Genomic DNA, 18,475 nt, shown 5'->3' with positions numbered 1-18,475 from the left:
GCCCCTGGAGCGACCCTCGCGCCTACGGCCGCCACAGCGGATGCTCGCTGTCCGCCCACTCCCGGCTCACCGATCCCGTGCGCAGCCCCCGTCGGGCCTCGGGGTCGCCCAGGGCCATGCCGATGTGGCCGGCCAGGACGACGCCGATGGTCAGGGCCAGCCAGTCGTGGACGAAGGTCGCGCTGGTGCGCCACATCAGGGGGGTGAGGTGGGTGAACCACATCATCAGGCCCGTGGCGAGCATGACGAGGGTGGCGCCGGCGATCCAGGCCGCGTAGAGCTTCTGGCCGGCGTTGAACTTGGCGGCGGGGCGCGGGCCGGGGGCGCGGCGGCGGGCGGCGCGGAGCCAGAGGCGGTCGTGCGGGCCCCACCGGTTCAGGCGGCCGACGTCCGCGCGGAACGCGCGGGAGGCCAGGCCCGCCAGGACCGGGACCGGCAGGAGCAGGCCCGCCCACTCGTGGACCGTCACCACCAGGGCCCGGCGGCCGACCAGTTCCGCGAGGGCGGGGAGGTAGAGGAAGGCGGCCGTCACCACGCAGATGCCCATCAGGGCGGCGGTCGTACGGTGGATCCAGCGTTCGGCGGCGGTGAAGCGCGGAACGCGGGTGTCCGCGTGGACCGGGCGTTCCTCAAGTCGTCGGTTCATCGTCCCGTCCGTTCGATCGGCCGACCCACGCGTCGATGTCGTAGCCCCGCTCCTCCCAGTAGCCGGGCTCGGCCTCCTCGGTGACCTCGATGCCGGAGAGCCACTTCGCCGACTTGTAGAAGTACATGGGAGCGACGTACAGGCGGACCGGGCCGCCGTGGTTGTGGCCGATGTCCTTGTCCTGCATGCGCAGGGCCACCAGGACATCCGCGCGGCGGGCCTGCTCCAGGGTGAGACTCTCGCTGTACGCGCCGTCGAAACAGGTGAAGCGGACCGCTCCCGCCGAGGAGCGCACCCCGGCCGCGTCCAGCAGCACGGAGAGCCGTACGCCCTCGAACGGGGTGTCCGGCACGCGCCAGCCGGTGACGCACTGGACGTCCTTCACCATCCGGGTCTGCGGCAGGGCCCGCAGGTCGGCGAGGGTGTACGAGGTGGGTCTGTCCACCAGTCCGTCGAGGGTGAGGCGGTAGTTCGCGGCGGTCTTGCGGGGGACGGACGACGTCACCGAGTAGTAGCGGAAGCCGCCGCCGTTGGGCAGCAGGCCCGTCAGTCCGGTGGGGTCCTTCTGGGCCGCCTCGCCGAGGAACGCCTCCATGCCGCGCTGGAGGACCGGCGCGGAGACGACGCCGAGGGCGCCGAGTCCGAGGGTGCCGAGGAGGACGCGGCGGCCGATGGGCTTGCCGCGCTCCGCCTCCCTCGCGTCGTCGTCGGGGTGCTCCGCCGGCGCTTCCCGCGCCTCGGGATGTTCAGGGTTCACGTACCGATTCGAACATCCGCCGCCCTGATCGGGCCAGCGGCGGCGGAGATTCGTCAGAATCACGTCACTTCCGCGGGACTTCCGCGGTCGGGCGGACTTCGGGTGCGGGCTCAGCCCGTCGCCTTCGCCGCCGCCCGGCCGGCCGTACGGCCCGAGAACAGGCAGCCGCCGAGGAACGTGCCCTCCAGGGAGCGGTAGCCGTGGACTCCGCCGCCGCCGAAGCCGGCGGCCTCGCCCGCCGCGTACACGCCCTCCAGCGGGTCGCCGCCCTCGGTGAGGACCCGGGAGGAGAGGTCGGTCTCCAGGCCGCCGAGGGTCTTGCGGGTCAGGATGTTCAGGCGGACGGCGATCAGCGGGCCCGCCTTGGGGTCGAGGATGCGGTGCGGGGTGGCGGTGCGGATCAGCTTGTCGCCGAGGTAGTTGCGGGCCCCTCGGATCGCCATGACCTGGAGGTCCTTGGTGAAGGGGTTGGCGACCTCACGGTCCCGGGAGACGATCTCACGGCGCAGCTCGGCCTCGTCGATCAGCGGGTCCTTGGTGAGGGCGTTCATGCCGCGGACCAGGGAGCCGAGGTCCTTCTCGACGACGAAGTCGACGCCGTGGTCCATGAAGGCCTTCACCGGGCCGGGGACGTCCGCGCGGGCCCGGATGAAGACGTCCTTGACGGACTTGCCCGTCAGGTCGGGGTTCTGCTCGGAGCCGGAGAGGGCGAACTCCTTGCCGATGATCTTCTGGTCGAGCACGAACCACGTGTAGTCGTACCCGGTCTTCATGATGTGTTCCAGCGTGCCGAGGGTGTCGAAGCCGGGGAACAGCGGAACCGGGAGCCGCTTGCCCCGGGCGTCCAGCCAGAGCGAGGACGGGCCGGGGAGGACGCGGATGCCGTGGTTCTCCCAGATGGGGTTCCAGTTCTGGATGCCCTCGGTGTAGTGCCACATCCGGTCGCGGTTGATGAGGTGCGCCCCCGCCTCCTCGGCGATGCCGAGCATCCGGCCGTCGACGTGCGCGGGGACACCGGAGATCATCTTCTCCGGGGGGTTGCCGAGGCGCTCGGGCCAGTTGGCGCGGACCAGGTCGTGGTTGCCTCCGATGCCGCCGGAGGTGACGATCACGGCCTGGGCCTTCAGTTCGAAGGCGCCGGTGACCTCGCGGCCGCTCGGCTGACCGCGCTCGATCGTCGACGGTTCCAGGATCTCGCCGGTGACGGTGTCGACGGAGCCCGCGCTGCGCGACAGACCCGTCACCCGGTGCCGGAACTTCAGCTGGACAAGTCCCCGGGCCACCCCTTCCCGCACCCGCCGCTCGAAGGGCGCGACCAGGCCGGGGCCGGTGCCCCAGGTGATGTGGAAGCGGGGGACGGAGTTGCCATGACCGTTGGCGTCGTATCCGCCGCGCTCCGCCCAGCCGACCACCGGGAAGAACCGCACGCCCTGGCGGTGCAGCCAGGACCGCTTCTCACCGGCCGCGAAGTCGACGTACGCCTCGGCCCACTTGCGCGGCCAGTGGTCCTCCTCGCGGTCGAAAGCGGCCGTGCCCATCCAGTCCTGGAGGGCGAGGGCGTGGCTGTCCTTGATCCGCAGACGGCGCTGCTCGGGCGAGTCGACGAAGAAGAGCCCGCCGAAGGACCAGTGCGCCTGGCCGCCGATCGACTGCTCCGGCTCCTGGTCGAGGAGGATCACCTTGCGGCCCGCGTCGACGAGCTCCGCGGTCGCCGCGAGCCCGGCGAGGCCCGCCCCGATCACGATCACATCTGCGTCGTACGACATGGAGGACGTCCTCTCGGGAACGGGTCAGGCAAGCGGGGGCACCACGAAACGGGCAGGACACGGCCCCCCGCTTTGTTACCGGCCGGTCAGCAGCTTTGGGATCAGATCCTTCGGCAGAAGGCGTGACCTAGTCAACTGCCGAGATGTGTCTCCTCTTACGGACGGCCCACGGCGGGGCGGCTACCGTCGGCCGAATACGTATCGGGCCACCCGCCGGGGCACAAATCGCCCTCTGGCCGGGATGCCGAGCGGAAACCCCCTGGGGTACCCGCCGCGGCCCGTCCGACGACCCGAGGTATTCCGCGTGTCGGTTCTCGTTCTTCTTTTTTCCGTGGGTGCCGCGTGCTGTCTGGGCTTCGGCTTCGTGCTCCAGCAGCAGGCCGCCGCACGCCCCGTCGGGTGACTCCCTCTCGCCCCGCCTGCTGTTCGACCTGATGCGGTGCCGCGCCGGCTCGGGGGCATCGGGCCACGAACCTGCTCTTCGCGCTCGCCCTCTCCCGTCGGCAGACCCGGCAGCCGCTGGGCCGCCAGGGCTGGACGGGTCTGATGCTGCTCGCGGGCGGTGTCACCGCGTTCATCGTCGCCGGGCGGCCGGAGGGCGGGGCGGCGGGCGGCGGCCCGTTCCGGCAGTGGCTGATCATCGGTGTGATGGTGGGGCTCGCGCTGCTGCTCACCGCGTATGCCAAGCGGTCGCGGCTGAGCGCCGCACATGTGCTGCTGGCGGTGGCCGCCGGGCTCCTGTACGGCGCGCAGGACGCGCTCACCCGGGTGAGCGGGCAGTTGTTCGCCGGGGCCGGCTGGGGCGGGCTGTTCACCTCGTGGCAGCCGTACGGGGTCGCCCTGCTGGGGTGGGGGTGCGGGAGTGGCGGCGACTGCGGCTGGGTGGGGGTTTCTCGCGCAGTTCCCCGCGCCCTTGGGAAGGCGGGGCCCTGCCCCCGCCTTCCCAAGGGCGCGGCCCCGCCGTGCCTTTCACCGTCACCCGCCCCTGCTTGGATGGAGTCATGAGCGCCGCCGACGAGATCCTCGACATCGTGGACGAGAACGACCAGGTCATCGGGCAGGCACCGCGGGGGGAGGTGTATGCGCGGGGGATGCGGCATCGAGCCGTGTTCGTGCTGGCCAGGGACGCCGCGGGGCGGATCTTCGTGCATCGGCGTACGGCGACCAAACTGGTCTTCCCGTCGCTGTACGACATGTTCGTGGGCGGGGTCGTCGGCGCGGGCGAGTCCTACGACGACGCGGCGCTTCGCGAGGCCGAGGAGGAGCTGGGGGTCACGGGGCTGGCGCGCCCCGAGCCGCTGTTCAAGTTCCTGTACGACGACGGGGCGGGGCGCACCTGGTGGTCGGCCGTGTACGAGGTCCGCTGCGAGTCGCCGGTGAGCCCGCAGGTCGAGGAGGTCGCCTGGCACGGGTTCCTCACGGAGGGCGAGGTGGAGCGGCGGCTGGGCGAGTGGCAGTGGGTGCCGGACGGGACGGCGGCGTACGAGCGGCTGAAGGAGCACAGGGGCGGGTGAGGCCCCGAAGCCGACCGGTAGTGTCCTGTGCGTGATCGAATTTGCACGGAACGTCCGACTCTGGTTCGTCCCCGAGGACGTCCGGAAGGACGGCCGGACCCCGGACTACCGGTTCTCCCTGGCCAATGAGCGGACGTTCCTGGCCTGGCTGCGCACCTCGCTCGCGCTCATCGGCGGCGGGTTCGCGGTGGACCAGTTCCTGCCGGACCTGCGCTGGGGCTGGCGGGTCGGGCTCGCGCTCGCCCTGCTGGCCTCCGGGGTGCTGTGCGCGCTCCGGGCGGTCAACCACTGGGTGCGCTGCGAGCGGGCGATGCGGCGCGGGGAGGATCTGCCGGTCTCGCGCTTCCCGGCGCTGCTCGGCCTCGTCGTCGCCGTGGTCGCCGTCGCGATGGTCGCCGTGGTGCTGCTCGGGTGGGAGGGGTGAGCACACCGTCCGCTCCCCCGGCGTCCCCCGACCGCGACCCCGGCCTCCAGCCCGAGCGCACCCGGCTCGCCTGGCGCCGTACGACCCTCACGGGGGCCGTGATCGCCGTGCTCGCGGCGAAGTCCGCGCTGCACGGTGGACCGTCGACGGCCGGCGTACTGGCCGCGGTGCTGTGCGTCGTGCTGTGGCTGGGCCTCCTGTCGCTCGCCCACCGCCGTATCGCCGCCCTGGCCGCCGCCCGCCCGCCGGTCCTCGCGGCCCCGACCGCCGCGACGGCCGTCCTGTGCGTGATCGCCCTCGCGGTGTGCGGCGCGGCGCTGGTGTTCTGAGGGGCAAGTCTTGGTGTGTGCATGGAGTTTCAGAGAGGAAGAATTGAGACTTCTGTGCCTAGCCTGGACAAGTCACCCCTCGTACCAGCGAAGGCGAGCACCATGACCACCCTTCACCAGGAGCACCCCGTCCACGACCACGCCCACGGTCCGGCCTGCGGACACACCGCCGTGACGCACGGTGACCACACCGACTACGCGCACGACGGGCATCTGCACCGCGAGCACTCCGGGCACTGGGACGAGTGCGAGCCGAGCGCGCACAGCGCGCACGACGGGCACTCCCACGAGCACGGCGAGGACTGCGGGCACCAGGCGGTCACGCACGGGGACCACGTCGACTACGTGCACGACGGACACCGGCACGCCGCCCACGACGGACACTGGGACGACCACTGACCCGCGGCGTTCCGGTACCCCGGATTCCACCGGTTCGTCGCCGACTGGCAGGCTCTGACCAGCAGTTGGCGACGATCCGGGGGGATGAAGGGGGTCACTATGACCGCGGAAGAGCCGTACACCGTCGAGATCGCGAGCGACGTGTACGCGTATGTGCAGCCGGACGGCGGATGGTGCCTGAACAACTCGGGGTTCGTGAGTGACGGCACCTCCACCCTGCTCGTGGACACGGCGGCGACGGAGCGCCGGACCCGCGCCCTGGGCGCCGCGCTCGACGCGACCGGCGTCCCCAGGCCCCGGCTCCTGGTCAACACCCACCACCACGGGGACCACACCTACGGCAACGGCTTCTTCACGCCGGCCGCCACCCTCGTCTCGCACTCGGCCTGCCGCCGCGAGGCCCTCGCCAGCGGGCAGCACCTGCATCTGCTGTGGCCGCAGACCGACTACGGGGACGTGAGCATCCAGGGCGCGGACCTGACGTACGAGGACCGGGTGACGCTGCACGTCGGTGACATCGAGGCCCAGGTCATCCATCCGGGCGTCTCGCACACCGTCGGCGACTCGGTCGTGTGGCTGCCGCACCGTCGGGTGCTGTTCGCGGGGGACCTGGTCTTCGAGGGCGGGACGCCGTTCTTCCTGATGGGGTCGCTGAGCGGTTCGCTGCGGGCGCTGGCGCTGCTGCGCGAGCTGGGCGCCGAGACCGTCGTACCGGGGCACGGGCCCGTGACCGACCCGTCGGCGTTCGACAGGGCCGAGCGGTACATGCGGTTCGTCGCCGAGGTCGCCGAGAAGTCGCACGCGGCGGGGCTCACGCCACTGGAGGCCGCCCGGAAGACGGATCTCGGGGAGTACGCCGCGCTGCCGGAGAGCGAGCGGCTGGTGGCCAACCTGCGGCGGGCGTACGCCGAGCTGGACGGGGAGCCGGAGGGCGAGGGCGTCGACCCGTTCGCCGGGTTCATGGACATGGCGACCCTGAACGGCGGGGAGATGATGACCTGCCACGCGTGACGGGACGCGGGACGTGCGACGAGACGTGCGGCGGGACGTGACGGCACGTGTGGCAGCTCGCGTGCCGGTGCGTCTCCCGATCCGGTCGAGACGGGCCGGATCCCGTCGCCACGGACTGGATCCCATCGCCGCAGGGCCGGATCCGGTGGAGACACCGATCACTTTCGTGTTGCCCACTGGACGACATACCGACCGGTCGGCATCATGAGACGGGTCCCGGTAGAACGCGTTCGCGTGTAGGAGCGATGATGCACCCAGACCACCCGCCAGGTCTCGACCCCGACCGGCTCCGCGCCCTGCTCGACGCCGAGCGGCCCGGACTCGTGGGCGGCCCGCTCACCGGCCGGCTGATCGAGGGCGGACGGTCGAACCTGACGTACGAGGTCACGGACGGCACCACGAAGTGGGTCGTACGGCGGCCGCCGCTGGGGCATGTGCTGGCGACCGCGCACGACATGAAGCGCGAGCACCGCGTGATCAGCGCGCTGCACGCGACGAACGTACCCGTGCCGCGTCCCGTGCTGCTCTGCGAGGACCCCGAGAACGAGGCCGCGCCCGGCACGCCCTTCTACGTCATGGACTTCGTCGAGGGCACCCCCTACCGCACCGCCGAGCAGCTGGCCCCGCTCGGTCCGGAGCGCACCCGGGCCGCCGTGCTGGGCCTGGTCGACACCCTGGTCGAACTGCACGCGGTGGACCCGGCCGAGGTGGGCCTCGCCGACTTCGGGCGCCCCGAGGGCTTCCTGGACCGGCAACTGCGGCGCTGGGGCAAGCAGTTGGACGCCTCCCGCAACCGCGAGCTGGCCGGCATCGACGAGCTTCACGCGACGCTGGGCCGGCGGCTCCCCCTCTCCCCCACGGCGACGGTCGTCCACGGCGACTACCGCCTCGACAACGTGCTGCTCGGCGACGACGACGCGATCAAGGCCATCCTCGACTGGGAGATGTCCACCCTCGGCGATCCGCTCACCGACCTGGGTCTGCTGGTGATGTACAGCGTGCCGCTGGCCACCCCCGACTCCCCCGTCTCGACGACCGCGACGGCCGCCGGGCACCCGGATCCGGCCGAGATCGTCGAGCGGTACGCGGCGCGCTCGGGCCGCGATGTCTCCTCGGTCTCCTGGTACACGGCGTTCGCGTGGTTCAAGCTCGCCGTGATCCTGGAGGGCATCCACTACCGGTACACCCTGGGCCAGACGGTCGGCCGCGGCTTCGACCGCATCGGCGACCTGGTCCCCGTCTTCATCGAACACGGCCTGACGACTCTTCGTACCGGCTCCGGTTCCGGCTCCCAGGAGGACTGATCCCCATGGACTTCGCATTCGACGCGCGTACGGAGGAGCTGCGCGCCAGGCTCCTCGCCTTCATGGACGAGTACGTGTACCCGGCGGAAGCCGTGGCCGAGGAGCAGCGGGCCGAGCTGGACTCTCCGTGGGACACGCCGGCCGTGGTGGAGGAGCTGAAGGCCGAGGCCCGCAGGCAGGGCCTGTGGAATCTCTTCCTGCCCGACTCCGAGTACGGCGCGGGGCTCACCAACCTCCAGTACGCTCCGCTCGCCGAGATCACCGGCCGGTCCCCGCAGCTGGCGCCGACCGCGCTGAACTGCGCCGCGCCCGACACGGGCAACATGGAGGTCCTGAGCCAGTTCGGCGACGAGGCCCAGAAGAAGCAGTGGCTGGAGCCGCTGCTCGCCGGTGAGATCCGGTCGGCGTTTGCGATGACCGAGCCCGAGGTGGCGTCGTCGGACGCCACCAACATCACCACGCTGATCGAGCGCGACGGTGACGACTACGTCGTCACCGGGCGCAAGTGGTACATCTCCGGGGCCATGAACCCCGACTGCCAGATCTTCATCGTGATGGGCAAGACGGACCCGGACGGGGCCGACATCCGCCGTCAGCAGTCGATGATCCTGGTCCCGCGTGACACCCCCGGGGTCACCGTGAACCGGGCGATGCGGGTCTTCGGGTACGAGGACCACTACCACGGTGGTCACGCCGAGGTGGTCTTCGAGGGTGCACGGGTGCCGGCGTCGAACCTGATCGGCGAGGAGGGCGGCGGGTTCGCCATCGCGCAGGCGCGGCTCGGTCCCGGGCGTATCCACCACTGCATGCGGCTCATCGGGATGGCCGAGCGGGCGATCGAGCTGATGTGCCGACGGGCGGTGGCGCGGGAGGCGTTCGGCAAGGCCTTGGCGCAGCAGGGTGTCGTGCACAACTGGATCGCCGACGCGCGGGTCGCCGTGGAGCAGCTGCGGCTGCTGGTGCTGAAGACGGCCTGGATGATGGACACGGTCGGCAACCGCGGGGCCCACACGGAGATCCAGGCGATCAAGATCGCCACGCCCCGGACGGTCGTGGACATCATCGACCGGGCGATCCAGCTGCACGGTGCGGGGGGTGTCAGCCAGGACTTCCCGCTGGCCGAGCTGTACGCGGGGGCGCGGACGCTGATGATCGCGGACGGGCCCGACGAGGTGCACCAGCGGTCGCTGGCCCGGCGGGAGCTGAAGCGGTACGTGTGAGGTCGGGCGCGTTTTGGCTCGGGGGTGCGGGTGCGCGGCGGGCGTGGGTGTGGGTGTGGGGTTCGTGGGCGGGTGCGGGTGGGTGGGGGCTGGTCGCGCAGTTCCCCGCGCCCCTGAAAAGCAGGGGCTGTGCCCCTGGCTTTTCAACCCGCAGCCCCGTCACCTTCACGGCCCGCCGGGCCGTGGCGCACCCGCCCACGCACCCGCACCCCCGAGCCATGAGGCGCCCTACGGCCGTAGCGCCCTGAGCAGCAGGTCCGCCAGGTGGTCCGCGACCTCCTGGGGGCTCATCGGGCCATCGGGGCGGTACCACGTCGACAGGTGGTGGACCGAGCCGAAGTGGTAGTCGACCACCAGGTCCGCCGGGGTCGCCTTGGAGAAGACCCCGGTCTTCTGGCCCTCTTCCACGAGCGCGCGGAAGCGCTCGTGGTAGCGGCGGCGCTCCGCGCGGACCTGCTTGTTCTTCTCGGGGCTCAGGTGGTGCATGGAGCGGAAGAAGATCATCGCGTCGTCGAGGTTGTCGATGGTGGTGACGACGACATCCGCCGCGGCCCCCCGCAACCGCTCCTCCACCGGCGCGTCGGCCCCCGCGAACGCGTCCAGCCGCTCCTGCTGGATACGCAGCACGCGCGCGTACACCTCGTGCAGCAGGTCGTCCTTGGAGCCGAAGTAGTGGTAGAGCGCGCCCTTGGTGACGCCTGCCGCCTCGACGATCTCCTGCACGGAGGTGCGGTCGTAGCCCCGCTCGGCGAAGAGCCGGGTGGCGGCGGCCAGCAGCCGCTGCGGGACGGGCGTACCGTCTCCGTCCGTGGTCCTGGGCACTGCCGCCACCTGCCTTCCGAGGTTCTGTTGTCGCCTACTGGTCGCCCGTCCGGCCCCGACCGGTTCCCGATCGGGCGGAATCGGGCACTCCCGCCGGAGGATCATCCCACTCTCCGGCGCCCGTCCGCCGGGCAGGGCGGTCAGCCCGTCGTCTCCCACTTCTGCTGGATGTGGTTCATGTTCGTCAGCCAGCGGTCCGGATCGGCGGCCCTGGCCTGGTAGTAACCGGCCACCTCGGGGTGCGGAAGGATCAGGAAGCGGTCCTTCTCGATGCCCTCGAAGAGCGCGTCGGCCACGTGCTCGGGCTCGATCGCGGTCGGCGCGAGCACCAGGTCCCCCGCGCTGCCGGAGGCCGTCAGCATGTCGGTGCGCACGCCCTGCGGGCAGATCGCGTGCACCTTGACGCCCCGGTGGCGGTAGGTGAGGGAGAGCCACTCGGCGAAGGCGTACGCCCCGTGCTTGGTGACGCTGTAGGGGGCCGCGCCGATCATCGTCAGCAGCCCCGCCGCCGAGACCGTGGACACGAAACGTCCGCTGCCGCGCTCCAGCCACGCCGGCAGCAGTTCGTGGGCCGCCCGGACGTGCGCCATCACGTTGACGTCCCAGGCGAGCGCCCACACCTTCTCGTCGGCCGCCTCCGTCCCCCCGGAGGCGAGTCCCGCGTTCGCGCAGTACACGTCCACGGTCCCGCCGAGCGCGTCACGCGCCGCCGACACGATCGCCGAGGCGTCCCCGGGCACCGCGATCCCGCCGATCTCGTCGGCCACGGCCTTCGCCCGGTCCCCGTCCAGGTCGTTCACGACGACCCTGGCCCCCTCCGCCGCGAACCGCCGCGCCAGCGCGGCCCCGATCCCGCCACCGGCCCCCGTGACGACCACACCAGCACCCTGCACGGCTCCCACGATCGGTCTCCTTCGACGCGGCACATCAAGAATCAGTCCACCAAGAGTGCCAGACTAACCGGTCGGTATGTCCTTGAGGAAGGGCACCACCCACTCCCGCCCCGTCAGGGGCGGGGGAACCGCGCGACCAGCCACACCCATCCCGCACACGACAAACCACCCGCGGAAGCGCTTAGCTTTCCCCAAGCACCGCTTCCCCGACAGCGACCGCGACCGCGCCCCGGAGGTCACCCCCATGCACCTCTCCCGCCGCACCTTCCTCGCCGCCTCCACGGCGGTCACAGCCACCGCGGCCACCGCGGCCACGGCCGGCCTCACCTCCGCACCCCCGGCCGAGACAGCCCGCCAAGGGCTGCGCACCGGCTTCGAGCGTCTGGCCGGGGACGGCTACAAACTCCTCGGCGGCCAGAAGGTCGGCATCGTCACCAACCCGACCGGTGTCACCCGCGACGCCCGCCACATCGTCGACGTGATGCACGCCGACGACCGCGTGGACCTCCGGGCCGTCTTCGGGCCCGAGCACGGCTTTCGCGGCACCGCCCAGGCCGGCGGCTCCGAGGGCCGTTACGACGACCCGGCGACGGGACTGCCCGTCCACGACACGTACCAGAAGAGCGGGCGCCCCCTCGCGGACATCTTCACCGCCTCCGGCGTGGACACGGTCGTCTTCGACATCCAGGACGTGGGCGCCCGCTTCTACACGTACATCTGGACGCTGTACGACTGCATGGAGGCGGCACAGCTGGCCGGGAAGCGCTTCGTCGTGCTGGACCGGCCGAACCCGGTGACCGGGCGCAGCGCCCAAGGGCCCGTGCTGCACGAGGAGTTCGCGACGTTCGTCGGGCGCCGGCCCATCGCGCAGGCGCACGGGATGACGGTGGCGGAGCTGGCGCGCCTGTTCAACGGGGAGTTCCTCACCGCGCCGGTGCCGCTGGAGACCGTGCTGATGTCGGGGTGGAAGCGGTCGCGGTTCTTCGACGCCTCCGGGCTGCCGTGGGTGCCGCCGAGCCCGAACATGCCGACGCCGGACACCGCGCTCGTCTACTCCGGGACGTGTCTCTTCGAGGGGACGAACCTGTCGGAGGGGCGGGGCACCACGCGGCCCTTCGAGCTGCTCGGCGCGGAGGGGATCGACCGGCGGTGGGCGGCCGCCGCGAACGGACTCGGCCTGCCCGGCGCGCACTTCAGGGAGGCGTACTTCGCGCCGACGTTCTCCAAGTTCCAGGGGAAGACGGTCGGGGGTGTGCAGATCCATGTCCACGACCGGGCCGCGTACGACCCCGTGCGCACCGGGATCGGCCTGCTCGTGACCGCCAGGCAGGTGTGGAACGGCTTCGCCTGGCGGCCGGACAACTGGATCGACAAGCTGACGGGTTCGGCGCGGGTGCGGACGATGATCGACGCGGGGGCGGACACGGACGAGGTCGTGGCCGGATGGCAGGAGGAACTGGCCGCGTTCCGCAGGGTGCGCGAGGAGTATCTGCTGTACCGCTAGCCGGCACCACGGATCCGGGCCGTACGTGACGTATGGCCATCTCTCGCCGTTGGCAGGACCATGCGCCCGAGCGCACCACCAACGGGGCCGAAGGGGGCTCGTCATGGCGGATCCGGGAATGAGCGTGACTCCCTACTGGGAACTGACCTTCGACGCGGACGGGGACGTGGACACCGGTCGACGGGACCGACTGCTCGACGGGGTCGGGAAGCGCGCGGTGGCGGATCTGGTCGTCTTCGCGCACGGCTGGAACAGCGACCGGTCCGGCGCGACCGGGCTCTACAGCCGCTTCTTCGCGCCGTTCCCGGGGCTCGCGCCGAACGCGAAGCTGGGTTACGTCGGCGTGCTGTGGCCCTCGATGCGCTTCTCCGACGAGCCGATCCCGGACTTCAAGCCGGTGCCGGCCCTCGTGCCCGGCCGCCCCGTGCTCGACAAGAACACCCGGCACGCGCTGTCGCAGGTCTTTCCCGAGCGCGCCACCGTCGTCGAGCAGGTCGCGCGGCTGTTGGAGCGACGGCCGGACGAGGGTGCCTCGCTGGAGGAGTTCGCAGGGCTCGTCCGGCTGCTGGTCGAGGTGGATCCGCGGGGGCCGCAGGGCACGTTCACGGCGGACACCGTCGTCGGAGGGGTGCCGGAGGGCACGCCCGGGATGCTGTGCGGGGACGCGGCGGCGGTGTGCGCGGACTTCGCGGCGGCGCTGGCGGAGGTCGAGACCTCGGGGGTGGCCACCGGGGCCGCCGTCGCCCCGCTCAAGGCGTGGGACGGCGCCCACGAACTTCTGCGTCAGGCCACCTACTTCGCGATGAAGCGCCGGGCGGGGACGGTCGGCGAGCGAGGGCTCGGACGACTGCTCGGACAGCTCGCGCGGACCTCGCCGGACCTGCGGGTGCACCTCGTCGGGCACAGCTTCGGCGCCCGTCTGGTGTCGTTCGCGCTGCGCGGGCTGCCGGAAGGTGTGCGGTGCGTGAAGTCGGTGACGCTCCTCCAGGCCGCCTTCTCCCACTACGCGTTCGCGGCCCGGCTGCCGCACGACACCCGGGCGAGCGGCGTGCTGAACGGTCAACACAAGCGGATCGACGGCCCGTTGGTGTGCTGCCACTCCAGGCACGACTCGGCGCTCGGCACGATCTACCCGCTGGCCTCCCGGATGGCGGGCGACGCGCGCACGGTGCTGGGCCTGAGCGTGAACAGCCTGCTGGGCAGGAAATGGGGCGCCCTCGGCTACGGCGGGGTGCAGGCGGTCGAGGGCACGCGGTCGTTCGAGCTGGCCGACGCCCTCAAGGCCCGGCTGCCCGCAGCGGGGTGCGTGAACGTCGACGCCTCGGCCGTGGTGAAGCGCGGCGGCGCACCCTCCGGCGCCCACAGCGACATCTGCCACCGTGAGCTGGCCCGGGTGGTATTGGCGGCGGGCCGTATCGCCTGATCCCGGCCCGCCGCCGTCACGCGTTCACCGGTGCTCACCGGCGAAGGACGGTGCTCACCGATGTGAGGTGAACTCCACGACCTGCTGGTAGGTCGGCCGGTTCTGCCAGCTGATCTTGTTGTGCTTGATACCGCCCAGGGGCTGCTGGATGATCGAGTCGGCGCACCACTGGTCGCCCGCCGAGCAGTACGCGTCGCCGGGGTAGACCTGCGCGGCGGTCTTGCCCGCCGCCTCCTTGAGGGTGTTGATCAGGATGGTGCGGCAGGCGCTGAGACTGCCGCCGCCGCAGTACTGGTTCGCCAGCGGGCCCCGCACCGTCTCGCCCAGCACCGAGCGGATGTCCTTGTCGACGTAGCTCCACCAGCCGTACTGGAAGGAACTGCCGGCGTGGGAGCCGGTCGGGCCGTGCGCGGCGGACGGGGACTCGTCGATGGGCAGATTGGCGGTGATGGCGGTGTACAGGTCGGTGCCGAGGCCGGGTTCGAACTCGGCCTTCACCAGCAGGGGCCACCAGGCGTCCAGGATGCGGATCGCCTCGGCGTTGGCGTAGGTCTTCGAACCGGCGGAGGTCTCCGTGCGTTTCGAGCCGGACGTGACCCAGGTCTGGAGCTTGGTGACCGCTGCGGCGGCCGCGGTGTCCGTGACCGTGCTGCTGTTGATGACCTTGAGCAGGTCGGGGACGACGTCCTCGGCCCGCAGGTCGGCGAGGCCCGCCTCGGCCATGGCCTTCGTCAGCGAGGCCCGGGTGACGCCGCCCGCGGCGACCAGGCGTTTGACCCGGTCGTCGAGGAGGTTGCCGCGGTGGACGGAGCCGTTGCCCCAGGGGGCGGTGGTGTAGTCGGCGGCCTGCTTGTTGTTCCAGGAGATGTAGTAGTCCTGGTCGATGGAGTTGGGGTGCTGGGCGGGCGGGGTGTAGTCGGCGGTGTTGGTGGTCGGGTTCCAGCCCCGCCACTCGTACGCGGACCGGGCCCAGGCCGGGAACTCGGGGTCGACGTCGGCGGGGCGCACCGGGTTGTCGCCGCTGTTGTAGTACGCGGTGTGGGTGGAGTCGGCGTAGAACCAGTTGAAGGTGTAGTTGATGTTCTGGACGGCCTTCTGGAAGGTCTCCGGGCCCTTGACGTAGTCCGGGTCGTTCAGCATCTGGAAGCCGATGATCGACTCGGCCTCGTTCAGGTACGAGGAGCGCAGGGTGGTGTAGGCGACCTTCTTGCCGTCGACCGTGGCGCGGTGGGTCACGGGGCCGTACTTGGTGCGCCAGACCTGCATGCGGTAGGAGCCGGCCGGCGTGGAGTCGGCGGTGGTGGGCTTCCAGGCGTTGGTCTGCTCGATCTTCTCCATGGCCGTGCAGGTGCCGTGGTACAGGTAGTGGACGTCGTCCTGGCACAGCTCGACCGCGTACGCGTCGATGATGTCCTGGCCGGAGGTGGTGGCGCTCCAGGCGTAGTCCTGGCCGCGGCCCAGCTCGACGTACATGCTCAGGCCGGCGAAGGAGGCGCCGCGGGCGCTGATGCCCGGGCCCTGGATCTCCTGGAGCATGAGCAACTGCGGGGCGAAGTACCCGGTCTGCGGCCCGAAGACCGCGACGGGACGCCCGCTCGCGGTGTGCTCGCCGCTGACGACGAGGGCGTTGGACATGCCGCGCCGGGCGGAGCTGAGGGCGCTGTCCGTGGCCGCGGCGGAGAGGCTGGTGGAGGCCGTCGTGGCCGCGCTGCCCGTGCGGTCGTACACGAGGGGTTCCTCGGCCACCGTGCCGTCGTCGGGGAGGGCCATGCCCTGCGGGTTCGCGGGCTTGGTGGCGTACGGGAAGCTGCCGTCGTGGACGGTGAGGGCGGCCTCGGGGTCGTTGCGCTCGCGGAAGGACTCCCAGACCTTGGTGCCCTCGGTGACGCCGTACTTCTCCTGGGCGGCCAGCAGGGAGAGGGCGTTGTTGACCTCGCCGCCGCCCCCGGAGCCGAAGAGGGCGCCGATGACGGAGGCCAGGGCGACCAGGTCGGTGGGCTTGAACTTCTCGATGGTGCCGGCGTTGGTGACGGAGTCCTTGTGGCCGGTCAGGACGTACTCGCCGGGGAAGTAACGGCCGCTGTCGGAGGCGTCGATGTAGGCGTTGATGCCGGCGACGTAGGCGTTGACGTCGGCGAGGGCCAGCTGCCCGCGCTCACCGTTGGCGGCCACCGCCTTGTCGATCTGGGCCTGGAGGTCGGCCTCGGTGTAGGGAGCGTGGCGCCAGAACTCCTGTTCCAGGCCTTGGTTGGAGGCGGCGCCGCCCGCGAACGGGGTCAGCTTGCCGCGGCCGACGTGCCGGAAGACGTCCATCAGCCACAGCCGGTCCTGTGCGGCGGCGTAGCCCGCGCCGAACTCCGTGCCGTAGCGGGTGGTGCCCGTGATGTGCGGCACACCGGTCTTCTTGTCGCGGACGATCGTGACGTCGGTGCGGCCGGCCGGCTTCAGGGTGGAGGCGACCTGGTCGGAGGCGACGCCGAAGGAGGCGTCGTTGAAGAAGGTGTTGATCGTGGAGTTGGTGAGGCCCGGGTAGCCGGTGGCCAGGTTGTTGTAGGGGCCGAGCTGGTTGCTCGCGTTCTCCGGCATGGAGCCGAACCCCTGGTTGAGGAGGATCTGGGCGAGGGTGGCGTTGCCGTTCTGACCGGGCGGCAGGATGTCGGAGCACTGTCCGCCGCAGTGGTCGGTCACGGCTGCCGCCTGCACGGCGTCGGTGTCGGCGGCCGCCGCCGGGGAAGCCGGGGAAAGAGGCGACAAAAGACCGGCAACGAGTGCGCATATGGAGGCGGCCTTGAGGAACTCCGGGAATCTGTGGGGAGTTCTCAGTCCGTCGGGTGCGGTTCGTGAGGTGCGTGGGGTGCGCCAGGGCATGGCAGCTCCTCCTGACGGGGGTGGGCCGGATGTTACCGCCGGTATCCCCGACTTTGAAGATGAACATGCGTCACGTTTTTGGGAGCACCGTCGACGGACAGGTGGCTGACAGCGTGAACAGGTACTCAGAAGTAGTCGTAAGCCCAAGAGGAAGCACAACAACAAGCGCAAGAAGAAGCACCACGAGAAGTCAGAGGCAGTCAGACGTAGGCAGGAACGGTCCGTGAACGGCTCAGCAGACGACTTATGGAGGTCATCGGAAATCGGATGGAGCCGAATCGCGTGTCGATACGTCTATTCGGCGACGTCCCGACGACGACGCCGAAGTGACCGAAGTACAGGTGCAGGTGTGACGGAGGTGCAGGGCGATGGCCGGTTTCCGGAGTCTGGCAAGACAGGTGCGAGATCCGAGGTGCGACCTGGCGCTGCGGCGTTATTCGCTGCGCAAGTGCCTTGAGCGTTTCGCCCCCTACGGGCATCGGGCGACCTGGGACCACTTGTGCTCCCGGGCCGGGTTCGGTCCCGAGGACCGCGACCCCGATCCAGCGCGGCTCGTGGCCGCACTGGACGAGTTGGAGGAGGCCCGCTCCGTCTGGCTCGACTACGAGGTGCAGTTCGCGCAGCGCCGCAAGAAGGAGAAGCACGACGGTCTGCGCAGGCCGGGCAGTGTCGACGACTGGCACCGGCTGACCTGGGGCGGTTTCGGCGTCGCGTGGTGCGACGACCCGAAGGTCCATCCCCGGGAACCCCTGGCGGAGGTGTTGCGCCGGCTCATCGCCGCGCTGGAGCGCGAACCGGGCTCGACCTGCCCGGTGTGCGAGGGCGAGCGCCTCGTCTGGATGTACGACCTGGCCCATGAACCGTCCTCGGGCCCGGTCTGTACGGAGTGCGGAATCGTGGTGCCCCGACCGGTGCTCACGCCCGAGGCCCTGGCGGAGTCCAGGCGCGGACGGCTGCTGGTCTCGGCCTAGCGCGGCGGGGGTGCGCCGGGGATGCCGCACCCCCGTGTATGTGCGTGTACGACGCTCCGGAACGGGGTGACGACTACGGTCTTTTGACGTCCGTGTGGATGGCGAGCTTGAACTCGGCGAGGGTGATCGCCGTGGCCCGTTTGACGTCCCCCGCCCCACGCGCGGATATCTTCAGGCCCAGCGGCATGCCCTTGTGCACGAACATCTGCCACACGCAGGTCCGGTACTGGCCGCCCCGGGTGCTCACGCTGTCCGTCGTGCCCGTGGAGTCGTACTTCTTCTTCGTCAGGTTCAGGGGATCGCGCACGAAGCGGGTGCGGTACTCCAGCGTCCTGGCGTCGGCCTCCCAGAACACCATGGCCGACAGCACGCCCCAGCCGTCGTGACTGGGCCAGATCAGCCCGGAGCGCGGGTCGGGGAACTTCGAGGGGGTGCCCCCGCCGCCCGCCGGGTCGTGCATCTTCCAGGGGTCGTACGACTCCTCGGTCGCCTCGTACGGGAAGCGCACCAGGTGGTAGCCGTCCGAGTCGTAGCTGATCCGCTGCGTCCCGGAGTGGGCCTTCTCCCACTTCAGCGAACAGATGACGACGCTCATCGGCGCTCCTTGCCCTTGCTGTGTCCTTA

Annotated in this window: 17 protein-coding genes and 1 pseudogene; 11 read left to right on the top strand and 7 right to left on the bottom strand. The window is 71.0% G+C overall.

Features of this window, described 5'->3' with window-relative positions:
- Nucleotides 1-22: 22 nt before the first annotated feature.
- The 3 genes from K1J60_RS35855 to K1J60_RS35845 form a co-directional block, all read right to left on the bottom strand.
- On the bottom strand, nucleotides 23-646 hold the full coding sequence (locus tag K1J60_RS35855; protein WP_220649843.1) for a cytochrome b/b6 domain-containing protein: 624 nt from the start codon (nucleotides 644-646) through the stop codon (nucleotides 23-25).
- Entirely contained in the window at nucleotides 630-1,403 is a 774-nt protein-coding gene (locus tag K1J60_RS35850; RefSeq protein WP_220649842.1) for a molybdopterin-dependent oxidoreductase, read from the bottom strand. The genes K1J60_RS35855 and K1J60_RS35850 overlap by 17 nt, the downstream gene beginning before the upstream one ends.
- Nucleotides 1,404-1,513: 110 nt before the next feature.
- A complete protein-coding gene (locus K1J60_RS35845) occupies nucleotides 1,514-3,169 on the bottom strand; it encodes an FAD-binding dehydrogenase (RefSeq protein ID WP_220649841.1) in 1,656 nt (551 codons plus the stop codon).
- Nucleotides 3,170-3,473: 304 nt separating this feature from the next.
- Between K1J60_RS35845 and K1J60_RS47245 the strand changes: the two are divergent.
- The 8 genes and pseudogenes from K1J60_RS47245 to K1J60_RS35805 all read left to right on the top strand — a co-directional run.
- Nucleotides 3,474-4,018 (top strand): annotated as a pseudogene (locus tag K1J60_RS47245) (DMT family transporter); the annotation flags it as partial.
- A gap of 152 nt (nucleotides 4,019-4,170) precedes the next feature.
- Nucleotides 4,171-4,683 (top strand): NUDIX hydrolase, encoded by a 513-nt coding sequence (locus K1J60_RS35835; RefSeq protein ID WP_220649840.1) that lies wholly within the window; start codon nucleotides 4,171-4,173, stop codon nucleotides 4,681-4,683.
- A 31-nt stretch (nucleotides 4,684-4,714) separates the two neighbouring features.
- A complete protein-coding gene (locus tag K1J60_RS35830) occupies nucleotides 4,715-5,107 on the top strand; it encodes a YidH family protein (protein WP_220649839.1) in 393 nt (130 codons plus the stop codon).
- Nucleotides 5,104-5,436, top strand: coding sequence for a DUF202 domain-containing protein (locus tag K1J60_RS35825; protein ID WP_220649838.1), 333 nt, complete (start codon nucleotides 5,104-5,106; stop codon nucleotides 5,434-5,436). Before K1J60_RS35830 ends, K1J60_RS35825 begins: the two co-directional genes overlap by 4 nt.
- Nucleotides 5,437-5,538: 102 nt before the next feature.
- A complete protein-coding gene (locus tag K1J60_RS35820; RefSeq protein ID WP_220649837.1) occupies nucleotides 5,539-5,835 on the top strand; it encodes a hypothetical protein in 297 nt (98 codons plus the stop codon).
- 99 nt (nucleotides 5,836-5,934) lie between these two features.
- On the top strand, nucleotides 5,935-6,846 hold the full coding sequence (locus tag K1J60_RS35815; RefSeq protein WP_220649836.1) for an MBL fold metallo-hydrolase: 912 nt from the start codon (nucleotides 5,935-5,937) through the stop codon (nucleotides 6,844-6,846).
- 248 nt (nucleotides 6,847-7,094) lie between these two features.
- A complete protein-coding gene (locus K1J60_RS35810; RefSeq protein WP_220651860.1) occupies nucleotides 7,095-8,150 on the top strand; it encodes a phosphotransferase family protein in 1,056 nt (351 codons plus the stop codon).
- Nucleotides 8,151-8,155: 5 nt separating this feature from the next.
- Entirely contained in the window at nucleotides 8,156-9,370 is a 1,215-nt protein-coding gene (locus K1J60_RS35805) for an acyl-CoA dehydrogenase family protein (RefSeq protein ID WP_220649835.1), read from the top strand.
- A 228-nt stretch (nucleotides 9,371-9,598) separates the two neighbouring features.
- Here the strand turns inward: K1J60_RS35805 and K1J60_RS35800 are convergent, their stop codons facing one another.
- Entirely contained in the window at nucleotides 9,599-10,192 is a 594-nt protein-coding gene (locus K1J60_RS35800; RefSeq protein WP_220649834.1) for a TetR/AcrR family transcriptional regulator, read from the bottom strand.
- 140 nt (nucleotides 10,193-10,332) lie between these two features.
- Nucleotides 10,333-11,097, bottom strand: coding sequence for an SDR family oxidoreductase (locus tag K1J60_RS35795; RefSeq protein WP_220651859.1), 765 nt, complete (start codon nucleotides 11,095-11,097; stop codon nucleotides 10,333-10,335).
- Between the two features lie 232 nt (nucleotides 11,098-11,329).
- Here K1J60_RS35795 and K1J60_RS35790 point away from each other — a divergent pair, with 232 nt between their 5' ends.
- Together K1J60_RS35790 and K1J60_RS35785 are read left to right on the top strand one after the other, a co-directional pair.
- Nucleotides 11,330-12,589: an exo-beta-N-acetylmuramidase NamZ family protein gene (locus K1J60_RS35790; protein WP_220649833.1), complete on the top strand. Its 1,260-nt coding sequence runs from the start codon at nucleotides 11,330-11,332 to the stop codon at nucleotides 12,587-12,589.
- A 103-nt stretch (nucleotides 12,590-12,692) separates the two neighbouring features.
- On the top strand, nucleotides 12,693-14,012 hold the full coding sequence (locus K1J60_RS35785) for an alpha/beta hydrolase (RefSeq protein ID WP_220649832.1): 1,320 nt from the start codon (nucleotides 12,693-12,695) through the stop codon (nucleotides 14,010-14,012).
- Nucleotides 14,013-14,066: 54 nt separating this feature from the next.
- On the opposite strand, the gene K1J60_RS35780 is transcribed toward K1J60_RS35785, so the two are convergent.
- Nucleotides 14,067-16,880 carry a penicillin acylase family protein gene (locus K1J60_RS35780; protein WP_220649831.1) on the bottom strand — a complete coding sequence of 938 codons (2,814 nt, stop codon included), beginning with the start codon at nucleotides 16,878-16,880 and terminating at the stop codon, nucleotides 14,067-14,069.
- Between the two features lie 368 nt (nucleotides 16,881-17,248).
- Between K1J60_RS35780 and K1J60_RS35775 the strand changes: the two genes are divergently transcribed.
- Nucleotides 17,249-17,851 carry a hypothetical protein gene (locus K1J60_RS35775; RefSeq protein WP_033531609.1) on the top strand — a complete coding sequence of 201 codons (603 nt, stop codon included), beginning with the start codon at nucleotides 17,249-17,251 and terminating at the stop codon, nucleotides 17,849-17,851.
- Nucleotides 17,852-17,924: 73 nt separating this feature from the next.
- Here the strand turns inward: K1J60_RS35775 and K1J60_RS35770 are convergent, their stop codons facing one another.
- Nucleotides 17,925-18,446, bottom strand: coding sequence for a hypothetical protein (locus K1J60_RS35770; protein WP_220649830.1), 522 nt, complete (start codon nucleotides 18,444-18,446; stop codon nucleotides 17,925-17,927).
- Between the last annotated feature and the right edge of the window lie 29 nt (nucleotides 18,447-18,475).

The sequence above is a fragment of the Streptomyces akebiae genome, assembly GCF_019599145.1.
Taxonomy (GTDB): Bacteria; Actinomycetota; Actinomycetes; order Streptomycetales; family Streptomycetaceae; genus Streptomyces; species Streptomyces akebiae.
Note: the sequence above shows the minus strand (reverse complement) of the source record. Positions and strands in the feature narration are given on the sequence as shown.